Genomic DNA, 21,860 nt, shown 5'->3' with positions numbered 1-21,860 from the left:
CTTAGAATTTGAAGTTGTAGGTGACCGACGGGATGATGGGGAACAGCGACACCTGCTGGGCACTAAAGCCATTAATCATATCGGTGGTTGGGCTGCGCGTCGTCTCGAAGTAGACGAAGTAGGCGTTGCGCCGGTCGTAGGCGTTGTAGACGCTGAAAGTCAGGTCGCGCTCGGTGCCGAAGCGCACGGGCCGCAGCTTCCAGACCACGCCCAAATCGAGGCGGTGGTAGGGAATCAGGCGGTAGGAGTTGCGGTCGGGGTAGACCGGCACGGGCAGTAGGGAGCCCCCCGGCGCGTTTTGCAGGGGAAAGCGCCCGGCCGGCAGCGTGGCCGGGGCCCCGCTGGTGTACACGAAGCTGCCCGTCAGGCTCAGGCGCGGGCTGAGCTGGTGCAGCACCACCACGTTCAGGTTGTGGCGGCGGTCGTAGCTGGGGTAGTAGTCGCGCCCGTCGTTGATGCCGGTGGTGCCGCGCTGGGCCCCGAACCGGCGCCAGCTCCAGGCCAGGGTGTAGCCAACCCAGCCGGTGGTTTTGCCTTCCTTCTTTTCCAGGTACAGCTCGTTACCGTAGCTCCAGCCCTTGCCGAAGAGAAACTCCTGGTCGAGGTTGGGGTTGGCGAAAATCTGGGCCCCGTCGCGGAAGTCCACCTGGTTCTGCGCCCACTTGTAGTACACCTCATTCGTGAGCAAGTACTTGCCACCGAATAGCAGCCAGCTAAAGCCGGTCGATACCTGCTGCGAGCGTTGCGGCTTCACCGACAGCCGCGTGGGGTACCAGATGTCGGTGGGCAGCGAGGCGCCCGTGTTGCTGGCTAGGTGGGCGTACTGGTACATCAGGGCATAGTTGGCCTTGAGCGAGAGCTTGTCGCTGAGCGCGTAGCGCGCCGCCACCCGGGGCTCCAGGCCGCCGTACAGCTTCCCCTCACTCTGAAAGCCGCTCAGGCGCAACCCGATTTCGGCCTGCAGCTTGTCCGTGACCTTCCAGTTGTCACTGGCGTAAAGGCCGGCTTCTGCCGCCCGGTAGGTAATGTCGTCGTCGATGTTGAGCGAGTTATCGTCCGTTTCCACCTGCAGGCGGCCCACACCGAAGGTGTGGTGCGTCGCGCTGGCCCCGAAGCGCACCTGGTGCGCCGGGTTCAGCGCGTAGTCGAAATCTATCCGGGCATTGTAGTCGAGGATGGTCGACGTCAGGCCGAAGGAGGCGAAGTCAAACGCACTGCCGAGTGAGTAGCGGTAGCTGGTCACGCCCACCTGGGTGTTGGCCGTGAGCCGGGGTGAAAAGGTGTGCTGCCAGCGCAGCGTGCCCAGGGTGTTGCCCCAGGAGAAGTTGGCCGACAGGTTGGCAAACGAGTTGAAACCGAACACGTCGCGGCCCAGGTAGCCGGTGGCAAACACCTGGTCTTTGTCGCCCAGCGTGTAATTGGCCTTGGCGTTGTAGTCCTGAAAGAAGTAGTCCGGAATGGGCTGCCAGCTGTCGTCGCCTTCGTTGGCGCGGTTGAGGGCCCGGGTGAAGATGTCGAAGTAAGTGCGCCGCCCACTGACGAGAAACGAGCCCTTGCCTTTGTTAATGGGACCTTCTAAGCTCAAGCGCGAGGCAATGAGCCCGAGCCCGCCCGTCACGGTGAATTTCTCGCGGTTGCCTTCGCGCATCTTCACGTCAATCACCGAGGAAAGCCGGCCGCCAAACTGCGCCGGAAAGCCCGACTTGTAGAGGTCCACCGACTGCACGGCGTCGGAGTTGAACACCGAGAACAGGCCGAACAGGTGGTTGGGGTTGTACACCAGCGCGTTGTCGAGCAGCACCAGGTTTTGGTCGGCCGCGCCGCCGCGCACGAACACCCCGCTGCTGCCCTCGCCGCCGCTTTGCACGCCGGGCTTGAGTTGCAGGGTTTTGAGGATGTCGACTTCCCCAAAGAGCGCCGGCAGCAGTTTGGCTTCCCGGATGCTGAGGTGCTCGACGCCCATCTGCGTGGTGGTCAGCTTCTCCTGCAGCGTTTGCTGCCCTTGCACCACCACTTCGGTCAGCTCGTTGGTGTTGGGCGCCAGGGTAATGTCGCGCTGCTGGCGCTGGCTGAGACTTACCGGGAAGGTCTGCGGCAGGTAGCCGATGAAGGACACCGTCACCTGCTGCGTTCCGGCGGGCAGCTCCAGCTGGTAGCGGCCGTCGTTATCCGTGGCCGTGCCCAAACCCAGGGCCGGCACCGCCACGGTGGCGCCGGGCAGGGTCGCGCCGGCGGGGTCGCGCACCGTGCCGCTGAGCAAGTGCCGGGCCTGGGCCCAGCTGAGGCGGGGCACCGCCAGCCCAAACAGGACGGCCAGCACAAGAGTACGGAGGCTATACGGCCACATAAGAGGGAGGCGTGGTGCCAGTGAAAGGTGTTCTTCCGGCGAGGGCGCGGTAGTTAACTTTTCACTCTGGCGTGAAGGGCTGCCGTCGCGCAGGTAAAGCGACCTGCATCCCTCAGGGAGATGCTCTTGACAGTTGTTGGGAATTGAACAACACAAAGGTCCCCCGCTGGCGGGCGGCAGCACAACACGATTCAAACCATTGTGTGCAAAAATCAAACGTCACCCCCGGCCGGCCCGAACGGTGGGCAGCCTAACCCTTGCCGAGCCTGCTCACCCTTATCTCCGCGTGCTTACTTCCGGTTGGGTTCCGTGGGCTGTTGCGCCGTGCTTAGGACCTTCGCCAGCACGGCCCGGCCGGCATCGGCGTCCTTTTTCCCAATGCTGGTTTCCGCTACGGCCATCAGCTGCTTCAGCTGCGCGGGCGTCAGGCCGTTGTACAGCCCAAGGCCCAGGTGGCTTTGCAGCATGGGCTCCACGCCCCCCAGGCTCACCAGCGCGGTGATGGTAACCAATTCGCGCTCCTGGTAAGTGAGCACGTCGCGCTCGAAGAGGTCGGCAAATAGATGCTCTTTCAGGAACCGCTCGATTTCGGGGCTGAAGGCGGCGTAGCCGGTTTTAGTAGCAGCTTCGGGCTTACCCGAAAGCTTCTCCAGGTTCTGCTTCCCCCGCTCGTACTTTGATTCGGTGCTGGTAATGGGCGACGCCTGCTTGCCTGCCACGTCCTTGATTCCCTTCGCTTTGCGCTCGTCCAGCACCTTAAGCAGGGTGTTGAGGCCCTGCAGGCTGCGCGGAAAGCCGCAGTAGGCGTAGAGGTGCACCAGCACTTCCTTTTCCTCATTCACAGTCAACCCCGCCTCCAGGCCTTCGCCCAACGCTGTATGCAGTCCGGGCAGGTCCCCTTTGGCCGTTAGCGCCGCAATGGTGACCATGGCCTGCTGCCGGCTGCTCAGCGCGTCCGCGGTTAGCGGGGCACTGCTGGCCCGCTGGGGCAGTAGCAAAAGCAGGAGCACAGCGGCCAGCACCGTCAGCCGAAAGGAGGGTTGTGGCATGGTACTAGGCGGGTTGGCGTAGGGCGTCGAGCACCTTATTTGGGGTCATGGGCAGGGAGCGCAGCCGCCGGCCGGTGGCGTGAAACACGGCATTGGCCACAGCGGCCGTCACACCCACGATGGAAATCTCGCCGATGCCCTTCACGCCCATGGGATTGACATAGGGGTCGTGCTCGTCAATAAATTCCACCTGCATTTCGGGGATGTCGGCGTTGACGGGCACGTGGTAGCCCGCGAGGTCGGCGTTGGTGTAGCGGGCCAGGTGGGGGTCGTGCACCGTCTGCTCCATCAGCGCCGCGCCGATGCCCATGATGCTGCCGCCGATGACTTGGGAGCGGGCCGTTTTGGGGTTGAGGATGCGGCCGCCGGCTACCACGCTCACCCAGCGCGCCACGCGCACGGTGCCCAGCTCGGGGTCGACGTGTACCTCGCAAAAGTGGGCCCCGAAGGCGTGCATGGAATGCTCCACGGGCTGCTCTTTTTGGTTCATGTTGGTGATGGTCGAGGTCTGCTGGCTTTCGTAGGCGCTACCGTAGCGGCCCAGGGCGCTGCCTTCCACGTCGCTCATGGCGGCCCGCTTCATCACCTCGCCGAAGGCCTCCCCGGTGGCCGGCTTGGCTTTCAACTGCAGGCGGCCTTTTTCCATCACCACCTCCGCGGGCTTCGCCCCGTACAAGGGCGAGCGTTTATCGCCAACGGCTACTTTGACGAGCTTCTGCCACACGTCCTGCGCGGCCAGGTACACCGACGAGGACACGGTGCCCGCCGCCTTGGAGCCCCCCGACCACGGCGTGCTGGGCAGGTTGGTATCACCCAGCTCGAAGCGCACGTTTTCCGGCGACAATCCTAGCGCGTCGGCCGCGACCTGGGTGGCAATGGTGTAGGTGCCCGTGCCCAAGTCCGTCGCGCCGGCCTGCACCACGGCTCTCCCATCCGCATATAAGCGCACCCGGGCGTTGCCCTGGGAGCCGTGTACGGGGTAGGAGGCCGTGGCCATGCCGTAGCCCACCAGCGTGTTGCCCGCGCGGGTCTGGCCGTTTTTGGGGTTGCGCTTACTCCAGCCAAACAGTTCAGCGCCGCGCTGGTAGCACTCTTTCAGGCTCTTGCTCGACCAGGGGCGGCCGTTCGTGGGGTCCTTCTCGGCGTAGTTGAGCAGGCGGACCTGAATCGGGTCCAGGCCCAGTTGAGACGCCAAATCGTCCAGGCTACACTCGATGGCAAACGAGCCGGGCATGTCGCCGGGCGCCCGCGTCGAGGTCGGGGTCATCACGTTGGCCTTGCCCATCCGGTAGGTGCCCTCGAAAGTAGGACAGGCGTAGAGCATGTTGATGATGCGGCCGTTGGTTTCGGCCCAGTCTTCCCAGGGCGAGGTGGTGGACGTTTTCTCGTGCACCAGGGCCAGCAGCTTGCCCTCTTTGGTCGCGCCGAGCCGCAAGGTCTGCTCCTGCTCTTCGCGGTGGCCCATGCCGGTGAACTGCTGGGAACGCGTGAGCACCAGCTTCACAGGCCGGCCCACGGCCTTGGCGGCCAGCGGGGCCAGCACCACGTGGGGCCACACCCAGGCCTTGCAGCCAAAGCCGCCGCCGAGGTACTTGGTTACCACCCGCACCTGCTCGGTGGCCAGGCCCAACATGGCGGCCAGCGTCTTCTGCGTTTCCGATACGCCCTGGGTGGTGTCGTACACCGTGAGGCGGTCCGGGGCTTCCCAGTGCGCCGTGGTGGCGCCGGGCTCCATGGGGTTGTGGTGGTTGGTGGCGTGGTGGTAGGTAGCGGTCAGCTGCACCGGGGCATTTTGAAAAGCCGCCTGCGCGTCGCCGCGCTTGGTGACACCCGGCTGAAAGCCCCGTACGCTCTTCGGAACGTACAGCTGGGCCTTCGAGTCCAGATAAGAAGATATGGGGGCTTCCGGCGCAATGTTCACCTTCAGCAAGGCCGCCGCGTACTGCGCGTGCTCCAGCGTGTCGGCCACGACGATGGCCACCGGCTGCCCGGCGTAGTGCACCTGGTCCGATAGCATCGGAAAGAAATTCATCGGCGAGGAAGCAAACGCCTTGCGGTCCTCGGGTGAGTTGGGCGTTTTGGCCAGCTTGGGCAGGTTCTGGTGCGTGAGGATGGCCAGCACGCCCGGCTGCTTCAGGGCGGCGCCGGTGTCGAAGCCCGTGACGCGGCCCTTGGCCACGTCGCTGGTTTTCAGCACGGCGTGCACCAGGCCCGGCAGGCGGTTGTACTCGGCCGAGTACTTGGCCTGGCCGGTCACTTTTGCCCAGCCGTCCACGCGGCTGAGGGGTTGCCCCACGACACCCGGGGCCGCATTGGTTTCGAAGAATTGGGGTTCGGTATCCATGGATGCTTCGGGCGTAAGGGGCCGTGGGATGGGAAAAGGAAGGGGCAGGGTGCTCAACCCGCGCTGACTTGCTGCAGGGCGCGCACCAGCGTGTTTTGCGCCAGCTCTACTTTGAAGCGGTTGTGTTCCCGGGGCTGGGCCCCTTGCAAGGCAGCCGCGGCGGCCGCTCGGAAGGTAGCTTCCGTCGCGGGCGCTCCGGTCAATACTTTCTCGGCTTCGCGGCTGCGCCAGGGCTGGGCCCCCACCCCGCCCAGGGCCACACGGGCCGCGCGGATGGTGCCAGATTGCACGTCCAACCCCACAGCGGCCGAGGCTAGGGCATAGGCATAGCTGCTGCGCTCGCGCACCTTCAAGTAAGCGGAGCGCTGGGCATGCGTCGCGGTCGGAATCGTGACGGCCACAATCAACTCGCCGGGCTCCAGCACGGTCTCGATGTGCGGCGTATTGCCCGGCAGCCGGTAGAAGTCATTTAGCGGCACTTGCCGCTGCTTGCCCTTGCCCTTTTCTAGGGTCAGCACCGCGTCGAAAGCGGCCAGCGCCACGGAGAAATCCCCCGGGTAGGAGTTGGCAATGCACGAGTCGCTCACGCCCAAAATGGCCAGGTTGTGGTTGTCGCCCTCCAAGGCGGGGCAGCCGGAGCCGGGTACGCGCTTATTGCAGGGAAAGGCTGGGTCGCGGAAGTAGCCGCAACGGGTACGTTGCAGGATGTTGCCCCCGATGGTAGCCATGTTGCGCAGCTGGGGCGAGGCGGCCAGCAGCAGCGACTGTGACACGGCCGGGTACTGTTGCACCACCAGCGGGTGCTCGCCCACGGCGCTCATGGTTTCCAGCGCCCCGATGCGCAGGCCCTCTTTGGTTTGCTCAATGCCTTTGAAGGGCAGCATGGTAATGTCGACCAGCTGTGAATGTTCCTGCAGGTGGGCCTTCATCAAATCCAGCAGCGTGGTGCCGCCGGCGATGTAGGCGGCCGTGGGCGTGTCCTTGCGCAGGGCGGTGGCTTCTTTGGCCGAAGCCGCTTGGGTATAACTGAAGTCGTTCATCGGATTACCCTTTTGCTGATTGGCCCGCTACTTCGCGCACGGCGGCCAGGATGTTGGGGTAAGCGCCGCAGCGGCACAGATTGCCGCTCATCCACTCCCGGCACTGCGCGTCGGTGGTGGCGTGGCCTTCTTGCACGCAGGCGACGCCCGACATAATCTGGCCGGGCGTGCAGTAGCCGCACTGCAGGCCGTCGTGCTTGAGGAAGGCCGCCTGCATGGGGTGCAGCTGGTCGCCCTTGGCCAGGCCCTCAATGGTGGTGATTTCTTTGCCCTGCGCCATCACGGCCAGCGTTAGGCACGAGAGGGTGCGCTGGCCGTTGACGTGCACGGTGCAGGCGCCGCACTGGCCGTGGTCGCAACCTTTCTTGGTGCCGGTCAAATCCAGCCGTTCTCGCAGCGTGTCGAGCAGCGTTACGCGGGGTTCCACGCGCACGGTGTGGGCCTGGCCATTAACGCGCAGCGTGATGTCGGTGGCGCCGTTGATGACCTTGGAGTAGGCCGTCAGCCGTTCGGCCTGACCCGCCAGTGGGGAAGCCAGGGCCAAGCCGAAGAGGCCGCCGGCTTGTTTCATGAACGAGCGGCGCGAATCATCGGCCGGCTGCGGCGTGTCCGGGTTGGGGGGAAACAAGTCAGACTCCATGGCGATAGGGGCTAGGTGAGAAAGTCAGCCAGCAGGGAACTAGCGTATGGACCTGGCCGGAATGAAGCGCGAGCCACAGGCTACTACCCCGTGCCAGTACCCGGGTACGGCGACTACAGCCGGAATATACCCGCTGCTCTTACTGAAGTTGCCCCCGGCCCCGGCAATGTTTGAAACCCTTACTGATTCGTTTGAATAGTATAATGCTGCCCAACGCTCCAGCCAGCTAGCCGCAGGGCTGAGCTACAACCTAGGCTATTTGGCGCGCTATACCGCCGGTACCTGCTCGGCATCCCGGCGGAAGGCCAGCGGGGTGGTGCCGGTGTGCTTCTTGAAGAAGTTGTTGAAATAGGTCGGGTACTCGAAGCCCAGGCTGTAGGCCACTTCGGCCGTGCTCCACGCCGTGTGGTGCAGCAGGGCCTTGGCTTCGCTAACCACCCGCTCGGCAATGTGGGCCGTGGTAGGCTTGCCGGTCACTTCCTTCACGGCCCGGTTGAGGTGGTTGACGTGCACGCCCAGCTGGTGGGCAAAGTCCTGCGCTGATTTCAGCGGCATGGCCTGGTCGGGGCTTTCCACCGGAAACAACCGCTCCAGCAGGTCCAGAAACAGGGCGGTAATCCGGGACGAGGCGTTTTTGTGCTGCACGAAGCTTTCCGAGGGCTGCATGCGCAAGGCCTCGTGGATGAGCAGCTGCAGGTAGGTGCGAATCAAGTCGCCTTTGTAGAGGTAGCCCGAGTCCTGTTCGGCCAGGATTTTCTGGAAGATGCCCTGGGCGTACGCGGTTTGCAGCTCGCTGAGGTGGAAAACGGGCGTGCCGCCCACCTTGAACAGGGGCGACTGCTGCAGGCTTTCCGACCGGTCGTTCTCCTTCATGAACGCCTCGGTGAAGAGGCAAGTATAGCCGGTGAACCGCGCATCGTGCATTTCCAGCGAATACGGAATGTGCGGGTTGGCGAACATCAGGCTGGGGCCGGTAATGTCGATGCTGCGGTCCGCGTAATGCACGGCGCAGTTGCTGGTCAGCAGCGCCACTTTGAAAAAGTCCCAGCGGCGGTAGATGTGATTCGTAAGCGTGGGCGTGTCCACCTCGTAGGCCTTGAAGCCCCGAAGCCTCAGCTCCTGCATGCCCACAAGTTCTTCGGGGTGGGTACTCGGGGCGGTGGCGGGGGCTGCTTCGTGGCTCATGACGATTATACGGTAAAGGCGGTACGGCGAAGGTGTTAAACCAAGTTAAAAAGGGCAGGAACTGCTTGTTGAACCAGCTTGGCTTGCAGCGGCTGCTTGCCCAGGATGCAAAGGCCTTAAAGTACCAGAAGCGGTGTCGCCCGCAGCAGCGGTTACCTCTATGGATAACTGCTGCCGCGAGCGACACCGCTTGGTACAACTACGCGTGAAGCTTGTAGCTGCTGAGCGCCTTGACCATGTTCGGGTCGCGGTGGTCAAAGAACAGGCTGGCCTTGGTGTCCAGGGTCGCGATGGCCTGCATGTCGTCAGCGCTCAGCTCAAAGTCGAAGATGTTGAAGTTCTCGGCCATGCGCTCGGGGCGCACCGACTTCGGGATGGCCACCACGCCGCGCTGCGTGAGCCAGCGCAGAATCACCTGGGCCACCGTTTTCTGATGCTTCGTGGCGAGGCGTTGCAGCAGCTCGTTGGTGAAGATGTCGTTCTTGCCTTCGGCAAACGGGCCCCAGGACTGAATCTGCACCTTGTTGTCGGCCATGAACTTTTGCTCCTCCACCTGCTGATGGAAGGGGTGGGTTTCCACCTGGTTGACGGCCGGCACTACCTCGTGGTGCACCAGCAGGTCCATGAGGCGGTCGGGGGCGAAGTTGCTCACGCCAATGGCCTTGGCGTTGCCTTCCCGGTAGATTTCCTCCATGGCACGCCAGGCGCCGTGCACGTCGCCGTAGGGTTGGTGGATGAGGTACAAATCCAGGTAGTCGAGCCCAAGCTTTTCCAGCGAGGAGGCAAAGGCATACTTGGCTCCCTCGTAGCTGGCGTCCTGCACCCAGAGCTTGGTGGTGATGAACAGCTCGCCGCGCGGCACGCCGCTCTTGCGGATGGCGTTGCCCACGGCTTCTTCGTTGCCGTACGAGGCAGCCGTGTCGATGAGGCGGTAGCCGGCCTTGATGGCTTCCAATACGCTGTTTTCGCATTCGATGGGGTCGGGCACCTGGAAGACGCCAAAACCCAGCAGGGGCATTTTAACCCCGTTGTTCAACTCAACGGTCTGCATGATGTTTTTAAGTAAGGGGATGATGCGATGGGAGAATTCGCTTGCCGCTGGCGAGCTGCGCTACCCGTGGGGTAACGGTAATGGTGCTCTTTCCGGCGGTAGCCGGCGCATCCGGTACGAACGCAGCCGCCTCGAATTTGCCTGACAAAGGTCCGGTAGTTTATCAGGGGCAGAAAATGAGATTCAAACGAATCAGTATGAATTTCAAACAGGCCATTCGCTAAGGACAATCCCCGGCTCGGGCCAAAAGCCGCTCAACCTCATTTTGAGCTCGGGCTTAGATATTGCTCTTCAGTGACCGGCTGCAGCCAGACGGCCGCGCCCTTCTCCGTGTTGGGCACGATGGCCACGTGGGTCATGGCATGTTTGGCCGAAGCCCCGTGCCAGTGCTCGACCCCGGGCCGGGCCTGGATGACGTCGCCCTTGCGCAGCTGGCGGCGGGGCTGGCCTTTTTCCTGGTAATAGCCCACGCCCTCGGTCACCAGCAGGATTTGCCCGCTGGGGTGGCGGTGCCAGTTGGTGCGGGCCCCGGGCTCAAACGCCACGTTGCCCACCACGCACTGGTAGGTGCTGTCGTCGGCGACCAGGTAAGATATCCACGCAGTGCCCGTGAAGTACTGGGCCGGCGCCCGCTGGCCCTTGGGTGTAGCGGGTGCCGGCGCACCCGTGGTGGCTATTTTGGACTGCGCAAACACAGGTAGGCTAAGCGCACAGCACAGGGCGCACAGGCCAATGGTTGTTTGTAGCATAGCAGTGGGGTGAAGGAGTGTTATCGTGCTTTCAGGCAGTTATCCCCGGCGTCGGCGGCGAAGCCAGCCGGTACCGAGTCCGCCCGGCGAGGCGAGGCACTGGAAGTAGTACCGAAAGTGGCAGGGAGGGGCGGTGGGGTGAAGCCGCAAGGCCTCGTGCAGGACCAGTTGTAGGTAGCTGCCGAGCAGCTCGTGCTGAAAAAGATAGGATGACTGTTGCTCGGCCACCATCTTTTGAAACAGACTGGTCAGGTATAGGGCCTGCTCACATTGAAGCGGGAAGACGATGCTCCCTACGGTGCGGAGCAAGGACCAGGGTGTCTGGCTTGCCACCTTGCCGCACTCTTGCACAAACGCCTCAGTAAACAAACAGGCATAGCCCGTTTGGTGAGCGAGCAATACGTGCGAAGAGTCCCCCTCTGACGGGTTACCCACCAACAAATACGTGGTATCCGGTTCGGTTTCCCGGTCGGTGCTCTGCAGTGCTCGTTGGCCGGACAGCAGGTAGATAGCGTAACAATCACGGCGGCCACCAGCGCTGAATGGACCAGAAGCCGTGTCTATCTGGTAGGCCTTGAATCCTTTCATAATCTTTCCGTCAGGACTTAACGTGAACCGGGCGCTTCGGCCAACGCACTTGTGCAGGTGGCCGGGAGATTCTTTCTGTTAGCCGCGCTTGCCATAGCCCATGTCAGCAACTACTTTAAATGTGGTAGACGACAGGCTAGAGTAGGAAGCCGACGGTACGTCGCAGTTACTTCTGCAAAGGTCTGCGCGTCCGGACGGGGTAAATAATGGAAATCAAACCAATAGGTATGAGATTCAAACATCGAGCGGCAAACCTCCCCCTATGAAGGTGAATCTGAGGCTTTGGTACAAGCGGCCATTGTGACTCGTGTGCGGTTCCAGTACTGATCGTTCCGCTTCTCGCCTGAGGTGCTCCGCAGCAGCGACGGGCAGAAGGTCGACCTGGCTATGGACTCGTCCGCCAGCAGCGCCTCGTTCAGGTACTTCGGCAACCGCCGACTCCTACGTGGACGAGACGCTGCTGGTCTTCGACTTGACCGTGCTCTCTTACCGCTACCTGAACATGCACGGCGAATACGACTTCTCCGACCGGACCCTGCCGACGGACGCGCCGTTCGATATGGACTTGACCAGCACCTGTCAGCCGCCGTGCAAACCGGCAGAGGAACGAGTTGGAGGTTTTTCCCTATTTGTTTAACAACACCCACTATTGGCCAGCGGCGCCGCGCTGCTGGCTGTGCTGCTGCCGCTGCGCCATCGCCCCAAAGCCCAGGCATAAGTAGGCATAAGAAAGACACCCGAGAGACGCAGGTCCGGTACGGGCCAAATGCGACTTCTGTACCAAACTTTTAACCAAGGCCAACAGTTGCTCGACTACCTGACGCTGCAGGAGTATGCCGTTCGGGGATTATCAAAGCTCTTTCCGGCCGAGGATGATTTCTGGCTGTATTTCCAGCGCTGTCAGCGCCGGTATGTCGCCGCCCAGCGGCAGCAGCGCGAGTGCCAGCGGAGTGCCCAGCCTTGGGAAACGGAACAGGTAGAGGAAATAGCAGCTGGGAAAGCGGCCATCTGCTTTGCCATCGTGCATGCCCTGGCCAGCTTGAATCAGCAAGGCTGCTCGATGCAGCCGCTGCTAGATTGTCTGGCAGGCCTTCACCTGGCCCACCAGTACCAGGACGAGCAGCAACCCTATAGCGCCAGCAGCCCAGGCCACGAGCATTTTCAGCGTAGCCTGACGCTGGCTCAGGAATTGGGACTGCTGGAGCTGCGGGACTACCTGCAGCGGCAGATGCTGCACCATCAGGGCCAGCCGCAACTAGACGTGGCCTGAAATGGCTTACCCCCGGCCTACGCCACCGCGTCGCAGGTAGGGATTTTGCTGAATATCGCGGCAGCCGTCGATGATGTTTTCTACTTCTGCCTCGTACTCGGTGCCGGCCGTGGGCAGGTTGCGGGCTGCCCGCATAACCTCGAAGGCCTTCTCAATTACGCGCTGTTCCTGGGCATCGTGGTTGTTGTGCGTTCGGGAACGTTTGTCAGGTAAACCTACCTGCGTTTCCTCTACCTGATTGTAGTGGCGGTGCAGGGCTAGGACTTGTTCGTGTAAGGTGGTGCTCATGGCTGAAATGGAAAAAAGGAGGTGTTGAAAAAAGACGACTATTCGCCGTACACTTCCAAATCAGGAGCAAAAAAAAGAGTTGATTAGATAGGCAAAATATCCGCCAAAACTGCGTTTCTAGCCTATAAATGCGGTTTTTTATGTGTATCTTAGGGGTAACGCACGGTATCCACCCCGCCAACGTCGGTTGCCTATGAACGGCGAAACCCCGGAGGCGTGGAGGCCTTCGGGGTTTCAAGAAGTGGGTGCAGTCACACCTTAACTTCTTCGGACAAGATGGAAAAGGAACGTGCTGAAACGGATTTTAAGTTCACGCTTAAACTCCGCATACCCCAGGAGCTGGTAAAGTGGCTGTTGGGGTTTCTAGTGGGCGGGAGCGCCGTGGCGCTGCTCGAACACTGGAAGTAAGGGTAGGGGGAGCCGCAAGGCTTCCCCTATTTTTTTACTATATAAAGATACGCTGTTTGGCGGGTAAAAGTCAAGAAAAACAGGCTATTCCAGCGCCGGAGTGGGTAATTGCTTTTACGGCCTGCTACTTTTACGGTATGGAGGGAACCCAGATGCACGCCCAGCCGCCCCACGGCTTTATTGTTAAAAACGGGAAGTACATTCTTGTGCGGGCCAACTACGTTCCCAGCGATGCGGAAGCACCGGTGCCCAACTGGGAGTATCAGCGCCTGATGGCGGAGGTAATCTGCGACATTGGAAACGCCATCGGGGAGCTGCCCCAGCGCAAAGATGCCTTTACGGTAAATGTACCTTACAATGAAGCGGGCGACCTGATGATGCTGGCCTGCCGGGTGCAGCGGCGCTTTTTCCGCCCGGCTCAGTATAAGGATGATACCGTTAACGGGCGGGTTCCTGACCTGGTGGCCGTGTTCGTTATCTACGACGACCAGCCGTAGCCTGCTTACCTTTGGGTTCAGCCCAGCCCAGCTATGAGTTCCAAAAAGCTTTCTACCCCTAGTGAACTAGGGGCCTACCAGAATCACCAGGCTTACATTCGTATTTTCAAGTATAAGCCTCTCAATCAGTACGACCACCTTCTTTGCATTCACGGGGACCGGGGCCAGGGCACAACGGGCGAAGTGGCCCATCTGAAGATTTCGGAAGGCGCTTACGAGGCCATTGCCCTACGCTTTTCCATTGCTGAGCGCGAGTCAAATCTATTCCGTAGTGACTTCTTTGCCGTGGCCGCCGTGTTGCCGGAACTGCAACAGGAAGCAACGGCTGAAGGTGAGCCAACTGAGTAAGCAGCTGGCTTGCTCATCGGGCCATACGCTGGAATACATGCCGGAATTGCAGTAGCGCTATACATGAATTGCTATTTATTTTAGCTTATTTCAGCTAACTAAGTTAGTAGCGGCGTATACTTGTAGTCCTTACCTACTGCAAGTGCCATGCAAAACGTAGAACTCATTCCGGTTCCTGATACCGGAATTCCCTTTCTGCTACCTTTATTCAGCTGCGCCGTACCAGCCGGCTTCCCGAGCCCGGCCAGTGACGAAATAGAGGAAATGTTTGACCTGAACCGGTTGCTGCTACGGCATCCGGACGCAACGTACCTGGTACGGGTAATGGGAGAAAGCATGGCGGGCGCGGAGATCCACGAGGGCGACTTACTGGCCGTCGATAAGCAGATGGAAGCCGACCATAATCATATTGTGGTGGCCGTGATTGATGGAGAATGCACCGTGAAGCGCTTATGGTGCGAGGATGGAGCGTGGTGGCTGAAGCCCGAAAATCCGGCCTTTAAACCTTGGCAGATTCACGATGCCGGCGACGTGCAGATATGGGGCGTGGTAACCCATGTGCTGCATGAGCTGATTCCAGGTAAGATGAGCGCCTTACTGCGCACCAGAGATTAGGAGCCATGTTCGGGTTGCTCGATATCAACAACTTTTATTGCAACTGCGAGTCTGTTTTCCAGCCCAAGCTGCAGGGAAAGCCCGTGGTGGTGCTGTCAAACAATGACGGCTGTATCATCAGCCGCTCGGCCGAGGCGAAGGCCCTGGGCTTTCAGATGGGTGATCCATACTTTCAGGTGAAAGAGGAGCTGGAGCGCCACAAAGCCCACGTATTCAGCTCCAACTATCCTTTGTATGGAGATATGTCGCGGCGGGTGATGTACTGCCTGGCGCAGACCGCCCCCGAGGTTGAAATCTATTCCATCGACGAGGCCTTTATGGACCTGCACGGCATGGAGCGCTACTGCGGTAGCCTGGATACCTTCGCCCGTAATCTGCGGGCCAAGGTGCTGAAGCGCACGGGCTTGCCTAACTGCGTCGGCGTGGCCCCCACAAAAACGCTGGCCAAGCTGGCTAACCGCATCGCTAAGAAGAACCCTGAGCATCAGGGCGTGGTGTACCTCGATACCGAGGAGCGCCGGCGCTGGGCTCTGGAGCAGGTAGCCGTGGAGGATGTTTGGGGAGTTGGCCGCCAGTACGCGCAGACGCTCACGGCCGCGGGCATTTACACTGCCGCTGAGCTGGCGGCGTGCGCCGACTCGTTTGCCCGCAAGCACCTGGGCGGCGTAGTCGGCGCGCGCCTGGTACGCGAGCTGCAGGGCTATTCCTGTCAGGGGCTGGCGCCGAGCGAGGACGGTACCCTACGCCGGCAAAGTATCTGCTGTTCCCGCACCTTTGGCCAGGCCCTCAGCTCCTTTGACGATGTATTGGGTGCCGTAGCTACATTTCTCTCCCGAGGTGCCGAGAAGCTGCGTAAACAGGGCGATGCGGCTCACATTCTGACCATCTTTATCAGCAAGAGCCGCTACGGGCTGGAGCCCCCGCCCTATTCGTTTTCCGCTGTGGTAACGCTGCCGGTAGCCACGTCAGATACCAGTGAGTTGCTGGCTCAGGCGCGGGCCGCGTTGTCGGCCATGTGGCAGCCGGGTCGCTATGTGAAAGCGGGCATTGTGCTCGATGGGCTGGAGCCGGCCGGCCAGGTGCAACTGTCCTTATTTTGCGCTGAGCCCCCATCAGAGAAGCGAAGCCAGATTATGGCGGAAATGGATGCCCTAAACCGGCGCTTTGGCAAGAACACCGTTCGACTGGCCACAGCGGTACCGGCCCCAGGCCTGGAAGTAGCACCCTGGACGGCAAAAGCGGCGTGGAAAACCCCAGCTTATACCACGCGGTTTAAAGATCTGCTGTGGGTTAAGTCGTAGGAGCAGTTTCGGTTAATTCAGGTTTTTTTGAGGAAGTAAAACTCTCAGACTGGGAGCTAATTAAGAACAATGAATAAAGGCTCTATTCAGATACTCTGAAAGTGGGCAGCAGGGACAAAAGGCCGGTTTTGCCGGTCTTTTTTGTTGCTAAAGAGCAACAAAAGCACCAACTTGAAGGCTGGTTTTGCGTATAAATAGCAACGGTGATACCCCCGGAGGCTATGAAAAAGCAGTGTACTGTTCCTTATCTGATTCTTTCTTTCTCGCTTGGGTTGCAGGATTACTCGCTGCGGGCCTTTCGCTTTGAGACGACGGATAACAACGAGCTTAGCGTAGTTCCCTTTGCCTCCGAGGCCAACCTAGAAGTGCTCCGCGCCTTGGGGTTTCAGACCTCTAATCTGACGGATTGGGTTGCTCCCGTGCAGCCCGAAGAACTGAAGGTAACAATCAGCCAGACCTACTACGCGGCCGGTGCCCACGCTGAACAGCCACGCCTGCTGCTTGAAGCTGCCAGCGCCACTCCGGTTACTCACTAAACCGGCCGGTCAGATGATACGCCCCCTTACCATTGACCTAGAAGGCAAGCAGGTAAAAGCCTACCGCAACCTCCAGAAAAAGGGATATTGGTCGATCCTATTCAAGGTTGATGGCAAAGAGAAAGTGGTAGCCCATCTGCCCGATGTGCACCTGCTGAATGTCACCTTTGAGGTCCGGGAAAAAGGGCGCCAGCGCGTGATTCGGGACAAGCACAAAAATGTGCATGCCTTTGCCCACGGCACCTTCACCAGCACCGTAGCCGAGCCGGCCACGGCCATCAGTTACGACCCCTACCTAGCCTGCTACTTCTACCGCAAGCAGGACCAAAGCCCGGTCTATTCCGCTAGTCAGGTCCGACTGACCGGCAACCAGGCCTTTGCTACCATTAGCGACCTGCTGTAAACTTTTTCCTCCCAACTGCCCAACGCTGCCCGTCATGGCCGAAATGGACCCCAACCGTTACGATTACCGCGAAGTTGCCTGCCCGCAGTGCCACGCAGCCGCGGGTACCTACTGCATCCGGCCCAGCGGCCACAGCGGGCCGATTGTGCAACCCCACCGGCCCCGCCGCACGGCCGCGCACGTTGTCTGGCGAGCCGAGGAGATAGAGAAATATGGCCGGCAGCTAACCTCGTGGGACGACGACGAGCAGCCGGCCGTTACCCCAGCCCCCGCTGTGGCCAAGGCTCCTGCAGCAGCTCATCAGCTAGGCCTGTTTGATGCACCGGAAGCCCCCACCGCACGGGCAGCCTAAGCTACTTTCAGAGTCGGGGCAGTAGGGAAGAAAATGCTTGATGAGGTAAATAGACGTGTTTTTTCGTTGACTTTTATATGCAAAAGACGACCGTTTACGTATACCCATATATACAACGCAAGCAACCTTCCCCCTTATGAAAAAGTCAACTGCCCCCGCCGCCAAGAAAGCCGCCGCTACTAAAGCCGCCACTCCCCGCCCCGACATTTGCCAGATGGTAACGGACCGGATTGTTACCGCACTGGAAGGCGGTATTATTCCGTGGCGCAAGCCTTGGAACGCCGGAGCCGGTGCCCCTCGCAATTACATCAGCGGCCACGTTTACCAGAGCATCAACGCTTTTTTGCTGTCCATGCTGGAGTATGAATACCCACTGTTTTTGACCTACAACCAAGCCAAAGCGGCCGGTGGTCAGGTCCGTAAGGGGGAAAAGGGCATGATGGTCGTTTTCTTCTCCAACTATGTGAAGGAGAACAAGCAGACGGGCGAAAAGGACTGTTTCCCGATTCTGCGTTATTCCACCGTTTTCAATATCGCGCAGGTTGATGGCATCGACTGGAAATTGCCCGAGCTTATTACCCGTGAGCATCAGCCAGTAGCCGAGGCCGAGCGCATCTGCGTGAATTATATGGGGGAGCTGGAAGGTCCTTCGCTGTACTTCAAAGGTGATCAGGCCTTGTACCGCAAATCAGTGGATGAAGTGTTGATGCCCGCCCCGGAGTCGTTTAACACGGTGGAAGGCTACTACGCAACCCTTTTCCACGAGTTGGCCCACAGTACCGGCCACCAGCGCCGCCTGAATCGGCCCGAGTTGGTAGAAAACGCCGGTTTCGGCTCGACTACCTACGCCAAGGAGGAACTAACGGCCGAAATGACTGCCGCTTTCCTGAGTGCCGCCGCAGGGCTTGACCTTTCCGCCACAATCGACAATGCTACGGCCTATATTCAGAACTGGCTGAAGGCTCTGCGCAATGACAAATCGTTGGTGATGAGCGCGGCCAGCCTAGCCCAGAAGGCAGCCTACCACATCCTAGGACAGTCGGCCCCCAGTTACGAAGAAGCCCCGGCCGAATAACAACCCCGCCCATCCTGCCCGGCATCACGCCGGGCAGGCTCCGGACGCCGATAGGCTTAGGGCAGGCATCGAGCCTGCCCTAAGCCTATGGGTATTTCTCATTTAAACCTGATTGCGCTATGTTTACTCTTAGTCCCCCATTTCTCTCCCCGCCGCCCGTGGTGCTGCCTGTTCCTGTAGTTGATGCCCTGTTGCCGCTCCCGCCCAAGAAGCGGGTGACTCAACTACGCCTGATGGCGGGCGGAGGCTTAGCGCTGGTGCACCGTGCTGGCCAGGCCCTGGAGGAGGCTGACCGGAACAGATTGCTGGACGCCTGGGGCTTTGCCGACGTGCGCGTGAACTTGCTGGAGCCCCTGGAGGGTATCCCATTGGTGATGCTGGCCGCCCAGGTCGGTGAGTTGCCGGCACTCGTGTCGGATATCAACCTTGGCAAAGGCTCCCGCTCCATGGTCGAGAAGTGGCTAGAGCAAGCTTCGACCGCCATGCCAGCTACGCTGCAACTAGTACTGCTGGAGCCGGTGGCTGATGCGCCCGGGAAAGGACGGGTACTCTGCAGTCGCGCGCTGGCCATAACGGATACGGCTTTCTGGCGCCCCCTGTGTCGGGTGCTTCGGGAGCAGCTGCCCCTGTTTGATCAGGGCGACGCGGCCATTTTATCCGTAGCAGCAGACGCTATTCTTTCCCGATCCGGCGCAGCTGCCGGCGTGCTGGCCGGGGGGCCAGTGGCTCAACAACTGGCCTAGGTGACAACAGGCCTCACCATTTACTTTTTACCTGCCGTCTATGAATTTCACCCAGAGTAACCAATTGACCGCCGCTCAGGAGGGGGTTCTATCTTGGATGCGTCACTAGGGCATGCATCCAGTTTTGATTCTACACGAGGAGGCTGACGAGGGCGAATTGCCTGATTTTACCTGCGGTACCATTTCGGGTAACTGGTGCACCTTTCCCAAAGGATACCGGTGCGGGACAAGTTTGCTGCCCGCGCCAGCACTGTGCGTTAACATGGTGCATAACGACTTGCCGGGTAATGGCCACTTTGCGGCCTTTCTGAAGCAGATGGAGGCACTTTGTAAGGATCGGGGAGTAGATCTGCTCTTTCTGGATGTGCAGGCCTTACTGGCCGCGCACTTAGTACAGAAGCGGGGGTTTGAACGGCAGCCGGGAAGCACCCACTACCGCAAAACCATAGCGGGCCACTAGCCCCGCAGCGTGCGGATCTAAGGCAGGCATGCTACAAGGATTGGAGCCACCCTATTCAGGGTGGCTCTTTTCAGTTGGGCGGCAGGGGAAGGCGGAATAAGTGCAAAAAGAAAGACCCTAACGCAACTAAATTTAGTTGCGTTAGGCGTAAGTTTCTACCTTTGGGCAACTGACCAGATTAGCCCTACCCACCGTGTTTATCGAGGCCCTTCAGCACTATATTTCACAGCTCGCTATCAGCGACCGTTTCAAGCAGCAGCTGAGCGCCGAGCCTACGTTGAAGGCCTACGTTTTCTACGTGGAGTTACCGCAATACCTGGCCCCGCTGTTCCCCCGCGTGAGCGAAACCCAGCTACGGGACCTGACCATCTACAGCTACCTGTATTTCAGTTTCATCGTTACCGTCGATAAGCTGGTTGATGAGCCTACGGCGGGCGGCATTAGTCACCAAACCCGCCGCCTGTTTGACGTGCTGAGCCTGCAGGAAACGGCCGTACAGGGGCTGACGACACTTTTCCCAGTGGGCACCCCCTTTTGGGCGCAGTTTCACCAGTGCAAGCAGCGTTATACGGCCGCCAACCTGGAGGAGAAGAAGTATGCCGAGTTGCGGCCGGCCCTGACGGTGCAGCAGTTCGAGCACCTGGCAGCCGGCAAATCGGCTATCTGTTTTGCAATGGTTCACGCCCTGAGCAATCTGGGCCAGGACACTACCCACGTCGAGGCCTTGCTAGAGTGTCTGGCCAGCATTCACATCGGCAGCCAGTATTTTGATGATGTAGAGGATTTCGCTCAGGACTGGGAGCAAAAGCAGTACACCTACGCCCATGCGCAGGTCGCTGCGTATCTAACCAACTTAGGTATCGACCCGGAGGCCATCCCCGTCAACCTGCAGCACCGGTACTTGTATACGTCCGGGCTGGCGTATGACTTGATGGAGCAGGGGAAAAAGCACTATCAGCATAGCCTGGAGCTGGCTCAGCGGCTGGGGTTAGACCAGTTAGCGACCTACCTGGAGCCTCAGATTGCCACCTACACCGCGCAAATGAGCCGGGTGCAGCAGGTAGTGGCCCGTGCTCGGAAGGCCGCGCAGGATTCTTCCACTCCTACTTCGCTTGTTGCCTAGGCCCATGCTGGTAGTGGAACACAGCCGCCTGAGCGTATTTGATCGGAGCACCTGGCTAATATCGACGCCAGCGGGACAGCATCTGCTGGTAAATACTGCGGCCGCTGAGTTATTCCAGATCCTGCAGCAGTCCTCGACCACTGAACAAGCGCTTGCCCGGTTTAATCAGACCTTTCAGACCACGCTGGCCACCGAGCAGTTTACGCGCCTTGTAGCAGGCCGCTTCGGGGGCTACGCGCTATTGCGGGAGGAAGAAGGGCAGCCCGGGTTGGAGCGCTCAGGGCTGGATCATATTGCCTTGAAGGTGAGTTTATTTAGTCCGGCTGCAGCCGGGCGGTTGGCCGCTCCCTTGCGCTGGCTGTTCAGCCCGGCGCTGTTCTGGCCACTGCTGGGGGGACAGGTGCTGCTGCTTACAGCTGTTTTCGCATCGAACTCCATTGGCTCCGAGGCTGGCGTTGGGGAATATGCGGTAGCTATCCCGCTGCTATATGGCTCGATACTGCTGCACGAGGCTGGCCACATCGCCGCCTGTGCCCGGTTGGGTATCCGGCACGGAGGTATCGGCTTTGGCTTCTATGGCTACGTTTTTCCGGTTTTGTACGCTGATATAACCGGCATCTGGCAGGCGACCAGAGCCCAACGCATGATAGCCAACCTGGGCGGCATCTACGCGCAGCTGCTGCTGTCAACGGGGCTGGCACTTGCCTACCTGGGCACTCCGCAACCCGCGCTGCTGCTGGCCAGCACGAGCATTGCCATTTCGGCGGCCTGGCAGTTCAACCCCTTTATCCGCAGGGATGGGTATTGGATGCTAGCCGATTTGACCAATACCCCAAATCTTCTTTCTAAGGCATCCCGGACGGTAAAGCAGGCATTTACCCGTGCCAGCGTCCGCCGCGTGCTTACAAGCAAGGGAAAAGCGCTACTGAGCCGCAAGCTGCTCTGGCTGCTCTATGGGTTGGGCAATACGCTGTTTTTTCTACTACTGGCATGCTGGGCCCTCTATCACCACGGACCGGCAATTGCCCGCTTTCCCGGAGAGCTGCCGGCGCTTATGGCCCGCGTGGTGCAGGGCACAAACCCCCTCACCCAGCAGCATCTGTTAGCCGCCGCCTTCTACCTCGTGTGGGGGCGCTTTTTCCTGGGTCTAGTTCTCCGCCGCAGGGCTACCCGATTAAACCAGCAGCTTCTAGCCGAGTAGAGCTGCCCGGTATCTTTTCTCGGATCATCAACCATTTTCCAAGTACCATGAACAACCCCTCCACCTCCGCCAAGGCTACTGAAGAACAGGTAGCCGCCAACTTTCAGGTAGAAGCCCTGGATCAGCGCCTCGAAACCGCTTGGTCTATGGGTTCTGATAGCTCCGACATTGAGCACGAAGCCCCAACTGCTCAGTAAGCAACCCCTTCAGGGAGTAGAAAAGAAAAAGCCCGGTCGATCTGACCGGG

Annotated in this window: 26 protein-coding genes; 16 read left to right on the top strand and 10 right to left on the bottom strand. The window is 60.1% G+C overall.

The window, feature by feature from the left end; all coding sequences use genetic code 11:
* Position 1 precedes the first annotated feature (1 nt).
* The 9 genes from FGZ14_RS21075 to FGZ14_RS21035 all read right to left on the bottom strand — a co-directional run bounded on the left by FGZ14_RS21075 (position 2) and on the right by FGZ14_RS21035 (position 10,993).
* Positions 2–2,320 (bottom strand): TonB-dependent receptor, encoded by a 2,319-nt coding sequence (locus FGZ14_RS21075; RefSeq protein ID WP_257883431.1) that lies wholly within the window; start codon positions 2,318–2,320, stop codon positions 2–4.
* A gap of 317 nt (positions 2,321–2,637) precedes the next feature.
* Entirely contained in the window at positions 2,638–3,396 is a 759-nt protein-coding gene (locus FGZ14_RS21070; protein ID WP_139926323.1) for a carboxymuconolactone decarboxylase family protein, read from the bottom strand.
* Between the two features lie 4 nt (positions 3,397–3,400).
* Positions 3,401–5,740, bottom strand: coding sequence for a xanthine dehydrogenase family protein molybdopterin-binding subunit (locus FGZ14_RS21065; RefSeq protein ID WP_139926321.1), 2,340 nt, complete (start codon positions 5,738–5,740; stop codon positions 3,401–3,403).
* Positions 5,741–5,793: 53 nt separating this feature from the next.
* The gene (locus FGZ14_RS21060) at positions 5,794–6,780 is read right to left on the bottom strand and encodes a xanthine dehydrogenase family protein subunit M (protein ID WP_139926319.1); all 987 of its coding nucleotides are present in this window, start codon (positions 6,778–6,780) and stop codon (positions 5,794–5,796) included.
* A gap of 4 nt (positions 6,781–6,784) precedes the next feature.
* Positions 6,785–7,420 (bottom strand): (2Fe-2S)-binding protein, encoded by a 636-nt coding sequence (locus FGZ14_RS21055; RefSeq protein WP_139926317.1) that lies wholly within the window; start codon positions 7,418–7,420, stop codon positions 6,785–6,787.
* Between the two features lie 267 nt (positions 7,421–7,687).
* A complete protein-coding gene (locus FGZ14_RS21050; protein ID WP_308217183.1) occupies positions 7,688–8,605 on the bottom strand; it encodes a helix-turn-helix domain-containing protein in 918 nt (305 codons plus the stop codon).
* A gap of 199 nt (positions 8,606–8,804) precedes the next feature.
* A complete protein-coding gene (locus FGZ14_RS21045; protein ID WP_139926315.1) occupies positions 8,805–9,656 on the bottom strand; it encodes an aldo/keto reductase in 852 nt (283 codons plus the stop codon).
* A gap of 260 nt (positions 9,657–9,916) precedes the next feature.
* On the bottom strand, positions 9,917–10,405 hold the full coding sequence (locus FGZ14_RS21040) for a cupin domain-containing protein (protein WP_139926313.1): 489 nt from the start codon (positions 10,403–10,405) through the stop codon (positions 9,917–9,919).
* A 39-nt stretch (positions 10,406–10,444) separates the two neighbouring features.
* A complete protein-coding gene (locus tag FGZ14_RS21035; protein ID WP_139926311.1) occupies positions 10,445–10,993 on the bottom strand; it encodes a hypothetical protein in 549 nt (182 codons plus the stop codon).
* A 445-nt stretch (positions 10,994–11,438) separates the two neighbouring features.
* Between FGZ14_RS21035 and FGZ14_RS21030 the strand changes: the two genes are divergently transcribed.
* Both FGZ14_RS21030 and FGZ14_RS21025 read left to right on the top strand, forming a co-directional pair.
* On the top strand, positions 11,439–11,630 hold the full coding sequence (locus FGZ14_RS21030; RefSeq protein ID WP_139926309.1) for a hypothetical protein: 192 nt from the start codon (positions 11,439–11,441) through the stop codon (positions 11,628–11,630).
* Between the two features lie 168 nt (positions 11,631–11,798).
* Complete coding sequence (locus tag FGZ14_RS21025; protein WP_139926307.1) at positions 11,799–12,263, top strand: hypothetical protein; 465 nt, start codon at positions 11,799–11,801, stop codon at positions 12,261–12,263.
* 6 nt (positions 12,264–12,269) lie between these two features.
* Here FGZ14_RS21025 and FGZ14_RS21020 read toward each other — a convergent pair whose 3' ends face one another.
* On the bottom strand, positions 12,270–12,551 hold the full coding sequence (locus FGZ14_RS21020) for a hypothetical protein (RefSeq protein ID WP_139926306.1): 282 nt from the start codon (positions 12,549–12,551) through the stop codon (positions 12,270–12,272).
* Positions 12,552–12,827: 276 nt separating this feature from the next.
* Between FGZ14_RS21020 and FGZ14_RS22210 the strand changes: the two genes are divergently transcribed.
* The 14 genes from FGZ14_RS22210 to FGZ14_RS21850 all read left to right on the top strand — a co-directional run bounded on the left by FGZ14_RS22210 (position 12,828) and on the right by FGZ14_RS21850 (position 21,810).
* The gene (locus FGZ14_RS22210) at positions 12,828–12,959 is read left to right on the top strand and encodes a hypothetical protein (RefSeq protein ID WP_257883430.1); all 132 of its coding nucleotides are present in this window, start codon (positions 12,828–12,830) and stop codon (positions 12,957–12,959) included.
* A gap of 137 nt (positions 12,960–13,096) precedes the next feature.
* The gene (locus tag FGZ14_RS21015) at positions 13,097–13,456 is read left to right on the top strand and encodes a hypothetical protein (protein WP_139926304.1); all 360 of its coding nucleotides are present in this window, start codon (positions 13,097–13,099) and stop codon (positions 13,454–13,456) included.
* 33 nt (positions 13,457–13,489) lie between these two features.
* Entirely contained in the window at positions 13,490–13,804 is a 315-nt protein-coding gene (locus FGZ14_RS21010; RefSeq protein WP_139926303.1) for a hypothetical protein, read from the top strand.
* Positions 13,805–13,951: 147 nt separating this feature from the next.
* Complete coding sequence (locus FGZ14_RS21005) at positions 13,952–14,419, top strand: LexA family transcriptional regulator (RefSeq protein ID WP_139926301.1); 468 nt, start codon at positions 13,952–13,954, stop codon at positions 14,417–14,419.
* Between the two features lie 5 nt (positions 14,420–14,424).
* Complete coding sequence (locus tag FGZ14_RS21000; RefSeq protein ID WP_139926299.1) at positions 14,425–15,720, top strand: Y-family DNA polymerase; 1,296 nt, start codon at positions 14,425–14,427, stop codon at positions 15,718–15,720.
* A 221-nt stretch (positions 15,721–15,941) separates the two neighbouring features.
* Positions 15,942–16,256: a hypothetical protein gene (locus tag FGZ14_RS20995; RefSeq protein ID WP_139926297.1), complete on the top strand. Its 315-nt coding sequence runs from the start codon at positions 15,942–15,944 to the stop codon at positions 16,254–16,256.
* Between the two features lie 13 nt (positions 16,257–16,269).
* A complete protein-coding gene (locus tag FGZ14_RS20990) occupies positions 16,270–16,659 on the top strand; it encodes a hypothetical protein (RefSeq protein ID WP_139926295.1) in 390 nt (129 codons plus the stop codon).
* A gap of 34 nt (positions 16,660–16,693) precedes the next feature.
* Complete coding sequence (locus FGZ14_RS20985; protein ID WP_139926293.1) at positions 16,694–17,011, top strand: hypothetical protein; 318 nt, start codon at positions 16,694–16,696, stop codon at positions 17,009–17,011.
* A 136-nt stretch (positions 17,012–17,147) separates the two neighbouring features.
* The gene (locus tag FGZ14_RS20980; protein WP_139926291.1) at positions 17,148–18,086 is read left to right on the top strand and encodes an ArdC family protein; all 939 of its coding nucleotides are present in this window, start codon (positions 17,148–17,150) and stop codon (positions 18,084–18,086) included.
* Positions 18,087–18,205: 119 nt separating this feature from the next.
* Complete coding sequence (locus FGZ14_RS20975; RefSeq protein ID WP_139926289.1) at positions 18,206–18,829, top strand: hypothetical protein; 624 nt, start codon at positions 18,206–18,208, stop codon at positions 18,827–18,829.
* 262 nt (positions 18,830–19,091) lie between these two features.
* Positions 19,092–19,289: a hypothetical protein gene (locus tag FGZ14_RS21855; RefSeq protein WP_180754643.1), complete on the top strand. Its 198-nt coding sequence runs from the start codon at positions 19,092–19,094 to the stop codon at positions 19,287–19,289.
* 193 nt (positions 19,290–19,482) lie between these two features.
* Positions 19,483–20,412, top strand: a complete 930-nt coding sequence (locus FGZ14_RS20970) for a hypothetical protein (protein ID WP_139926287.1) — start codon at positions 19,483–19,485, stop codon at positions 20,410–20,412.
* Positions 20,413–20,416: 4 nt separating this feature from the next.
* Complete coding sequence (locus FGZ14_RS20965) at positions 20,417–21,613, top strand: hypothetical protein (protein ID WP_139926285.1); 1,197 nt, start codon at positions 20,417–20,419, stop codon at positions 21,611–21,613.
* Positions 21,614–21,660: 47 nt separating this feature from the next.
* Positions 21,661–21,810 (top strand): hypothetical protein, encoded by a 150-nt coding sequence (locus FGZ14_RS21850; RefSeq protein WP_180754642.1) that lies wholly within the window; start codon positions 21,661–21,663, stop codon positions 21,808–21,810.
* Positions 21,811–21,860 lie beyond the last annotated feature (50 nt).

Source organism: Hymenobacter sp. DG01, assembly GCF_006352025.1.
Taxonomy (GTDB): domain Bacteria; phylum Bacteroidota; class Bacteroidia; order Cytophagales; family Hymenobacteraceae; genus Hymenobacter.
This window is presented reverse-complemented; position numbering and strand designations above follow the sequence as displayed.

What these genes read in the sequence shown, in the direction of transcription:
- FGZ14_RS21070 (WP_139926323.1), bottom strand. Translation starts at nt 3,396, where the DNA reads ATGCCACAACCCTCCTTTCGGCTGACGGTGCTGGCCGCTGTGCTCCTG.
- FGZ14_RS21065 (WP_139926321.1), bottom strand. Translation starts at nt 5,740, where the DNA reads ATGGATACCGAACCCCAATTCTTCGAAACCAATGCGGCCCCGGGTGTC.
- FGZ14_RS21060 (WP_139926319.1), bottom strand. Translation starts at nt 6,780, where the DNA reads ATGAACGACTTCAGTTATACCCAAGCGGCTTCGGCCAAAGAAGCCACC.
- FGZ14_RS21055 (WP_139926317.1), bottom strand. Translation starts at nt 7,420, where the DNA reads ATGGAGTCTGACTTGTTTCCCCCCAACCCGGACACGCCGCAGCCGGCC.
- FGZ14_RS21050 (WP_308217183.1), bottom strand. Translation starts at nt 8,605, where the DNA reads ATGAGCCACGAAGCAGCCCCCGCCACCGCCCCGAGTACCCACCCCGAA.
- FGZ14_RS21045 (WP_139926315.1), bottom strand. Translation starts at nt 9,656, where the DNA reads ATGCAGACCGTTGAGTTGAACAACGGGGTTAAAATGCCCCTGCTGGGT.
- FGZ14_RS21040 (WP_139926313.1), bottom strand. Translation starts at nt 10,405, where the DNA reads ATGCTACAAACAACCATTGGCCTGTGCGCCCTGTGCTGTGCGCTTAGC.
- FGZ14_RS21035 (WP_139926311.1), bottom strand. Translation starts at nt 10,993, where the DNA reads ATGAAAGGATTCAAGGCCTACCAGATAGACACGGCTTCTGGTCCATTC.
- FGZ14_RS21020 (WP_139926306.1), bottom strand. Translation starts at nt 12,551, where the DNA reads ATGAGCACCACCTTACACGAACAAGTCCTAGCCCTGCACCGCCACTAC.
- FGZ14_RS22210 (WP_257883430.1), top strand. Translation starts at nt 12,828, where the DNA reads ATGGAAAAGGAACGTGCTGAAACGGATTTTAAGTTCACGCTTAAACTC.
- FGZ14_RS21015 (WP_139926304.1), top strand. Translation starts at nt 13,097, where the DNA reads ATGGAGGGAACCCAGATGCACGCCCAGCCGCCCCACGGCTTTATTGTT.
- FGZ14_RS21010 (WP_139926303.1), top strand. Translation starts at nt 13,490, where the DNA reads ATGAGTTCCAAAAAGCTTTCTACCCCTAGTGAACTAGGGGCCTACCAG.
- FGZ14_RS21005 (WP_139926301.1), top strand. Translation starts at nt 13,952, where the DNA reads ATGCAAAACGTAGAACTCATTCCGGTTCCTGATACCGGAATTCCCTTT.
- FGZ14_RS21000 (WP_139926299.1), top strand. Translation starts at nt 14,425, where the DNA reads ATGTTCGGGTTGCTCGATATCAACAACTTTTATTGCAACTGCGAGTCT.
- FGZ14_RS20995 (WP_139926297.1), top strand. Translation starts at nt 15,942, where the DNA reads ATGAAAAAGCAGTGTACTGTTCCTTATCTGATTCTTTCTTTCTCGCTT.
- FGZ14_RS20990 (WP_139926295.1), top strand. Translation starts at nt 16,270, where the DNA reads ATGATACGCCCCCTTACCATTGACCTAGAAGGCAAGCAGGTAAAAGCC.
- FGZ14_RS20985 (WP_139926293.1), top strand. Translation starts at nt 16,694, where the DNA reads ATGGCCGAAATGGACCCCAACCGTTACGATTACCGCGAAGTTGCCTGC.
- FGZ14_RS20980 (WP_139926291.1), top strand. Translation starts at nt 17,148, where the DNA reads ATGAAAAAGTCAACTGCCCCCGCCGCCAAGAAAGCCGCCGCTACTAAA.
- FGZ14_RS20975 (WP_139926289.1), top strand. Translation starts at nt 18,206, where the DNA reads ATGTTTACTCTTAGTCCCCCATTTCTCTCCCCGCCGCCCGTGGTGCTG.
- FGZ14_RS21855 (WP_180754643.1), top strand. Translation starts at nt 19,092, where the DNA reads ATGGTGCATAACGACTTGCCGGGTAATGGCCACTTTGCGGCCTTTCTG.
- FGZ14_RS20965 (WP_139926285.1), top strand. Translation starts at nt 20,417, where the DNA reads ATGCTGGTAGTGGAACACAGCCGCCTGAGCGTATTTGATCGGAGCACC.
- FGZ14_RS21850 (WP_180754642.1), top strand. Translation starts at nt 21,661, where the DNA reads ATGAACAACCCCTCCACCTCCGCCAAGGCTACTGAAGAACAGGTAGCC.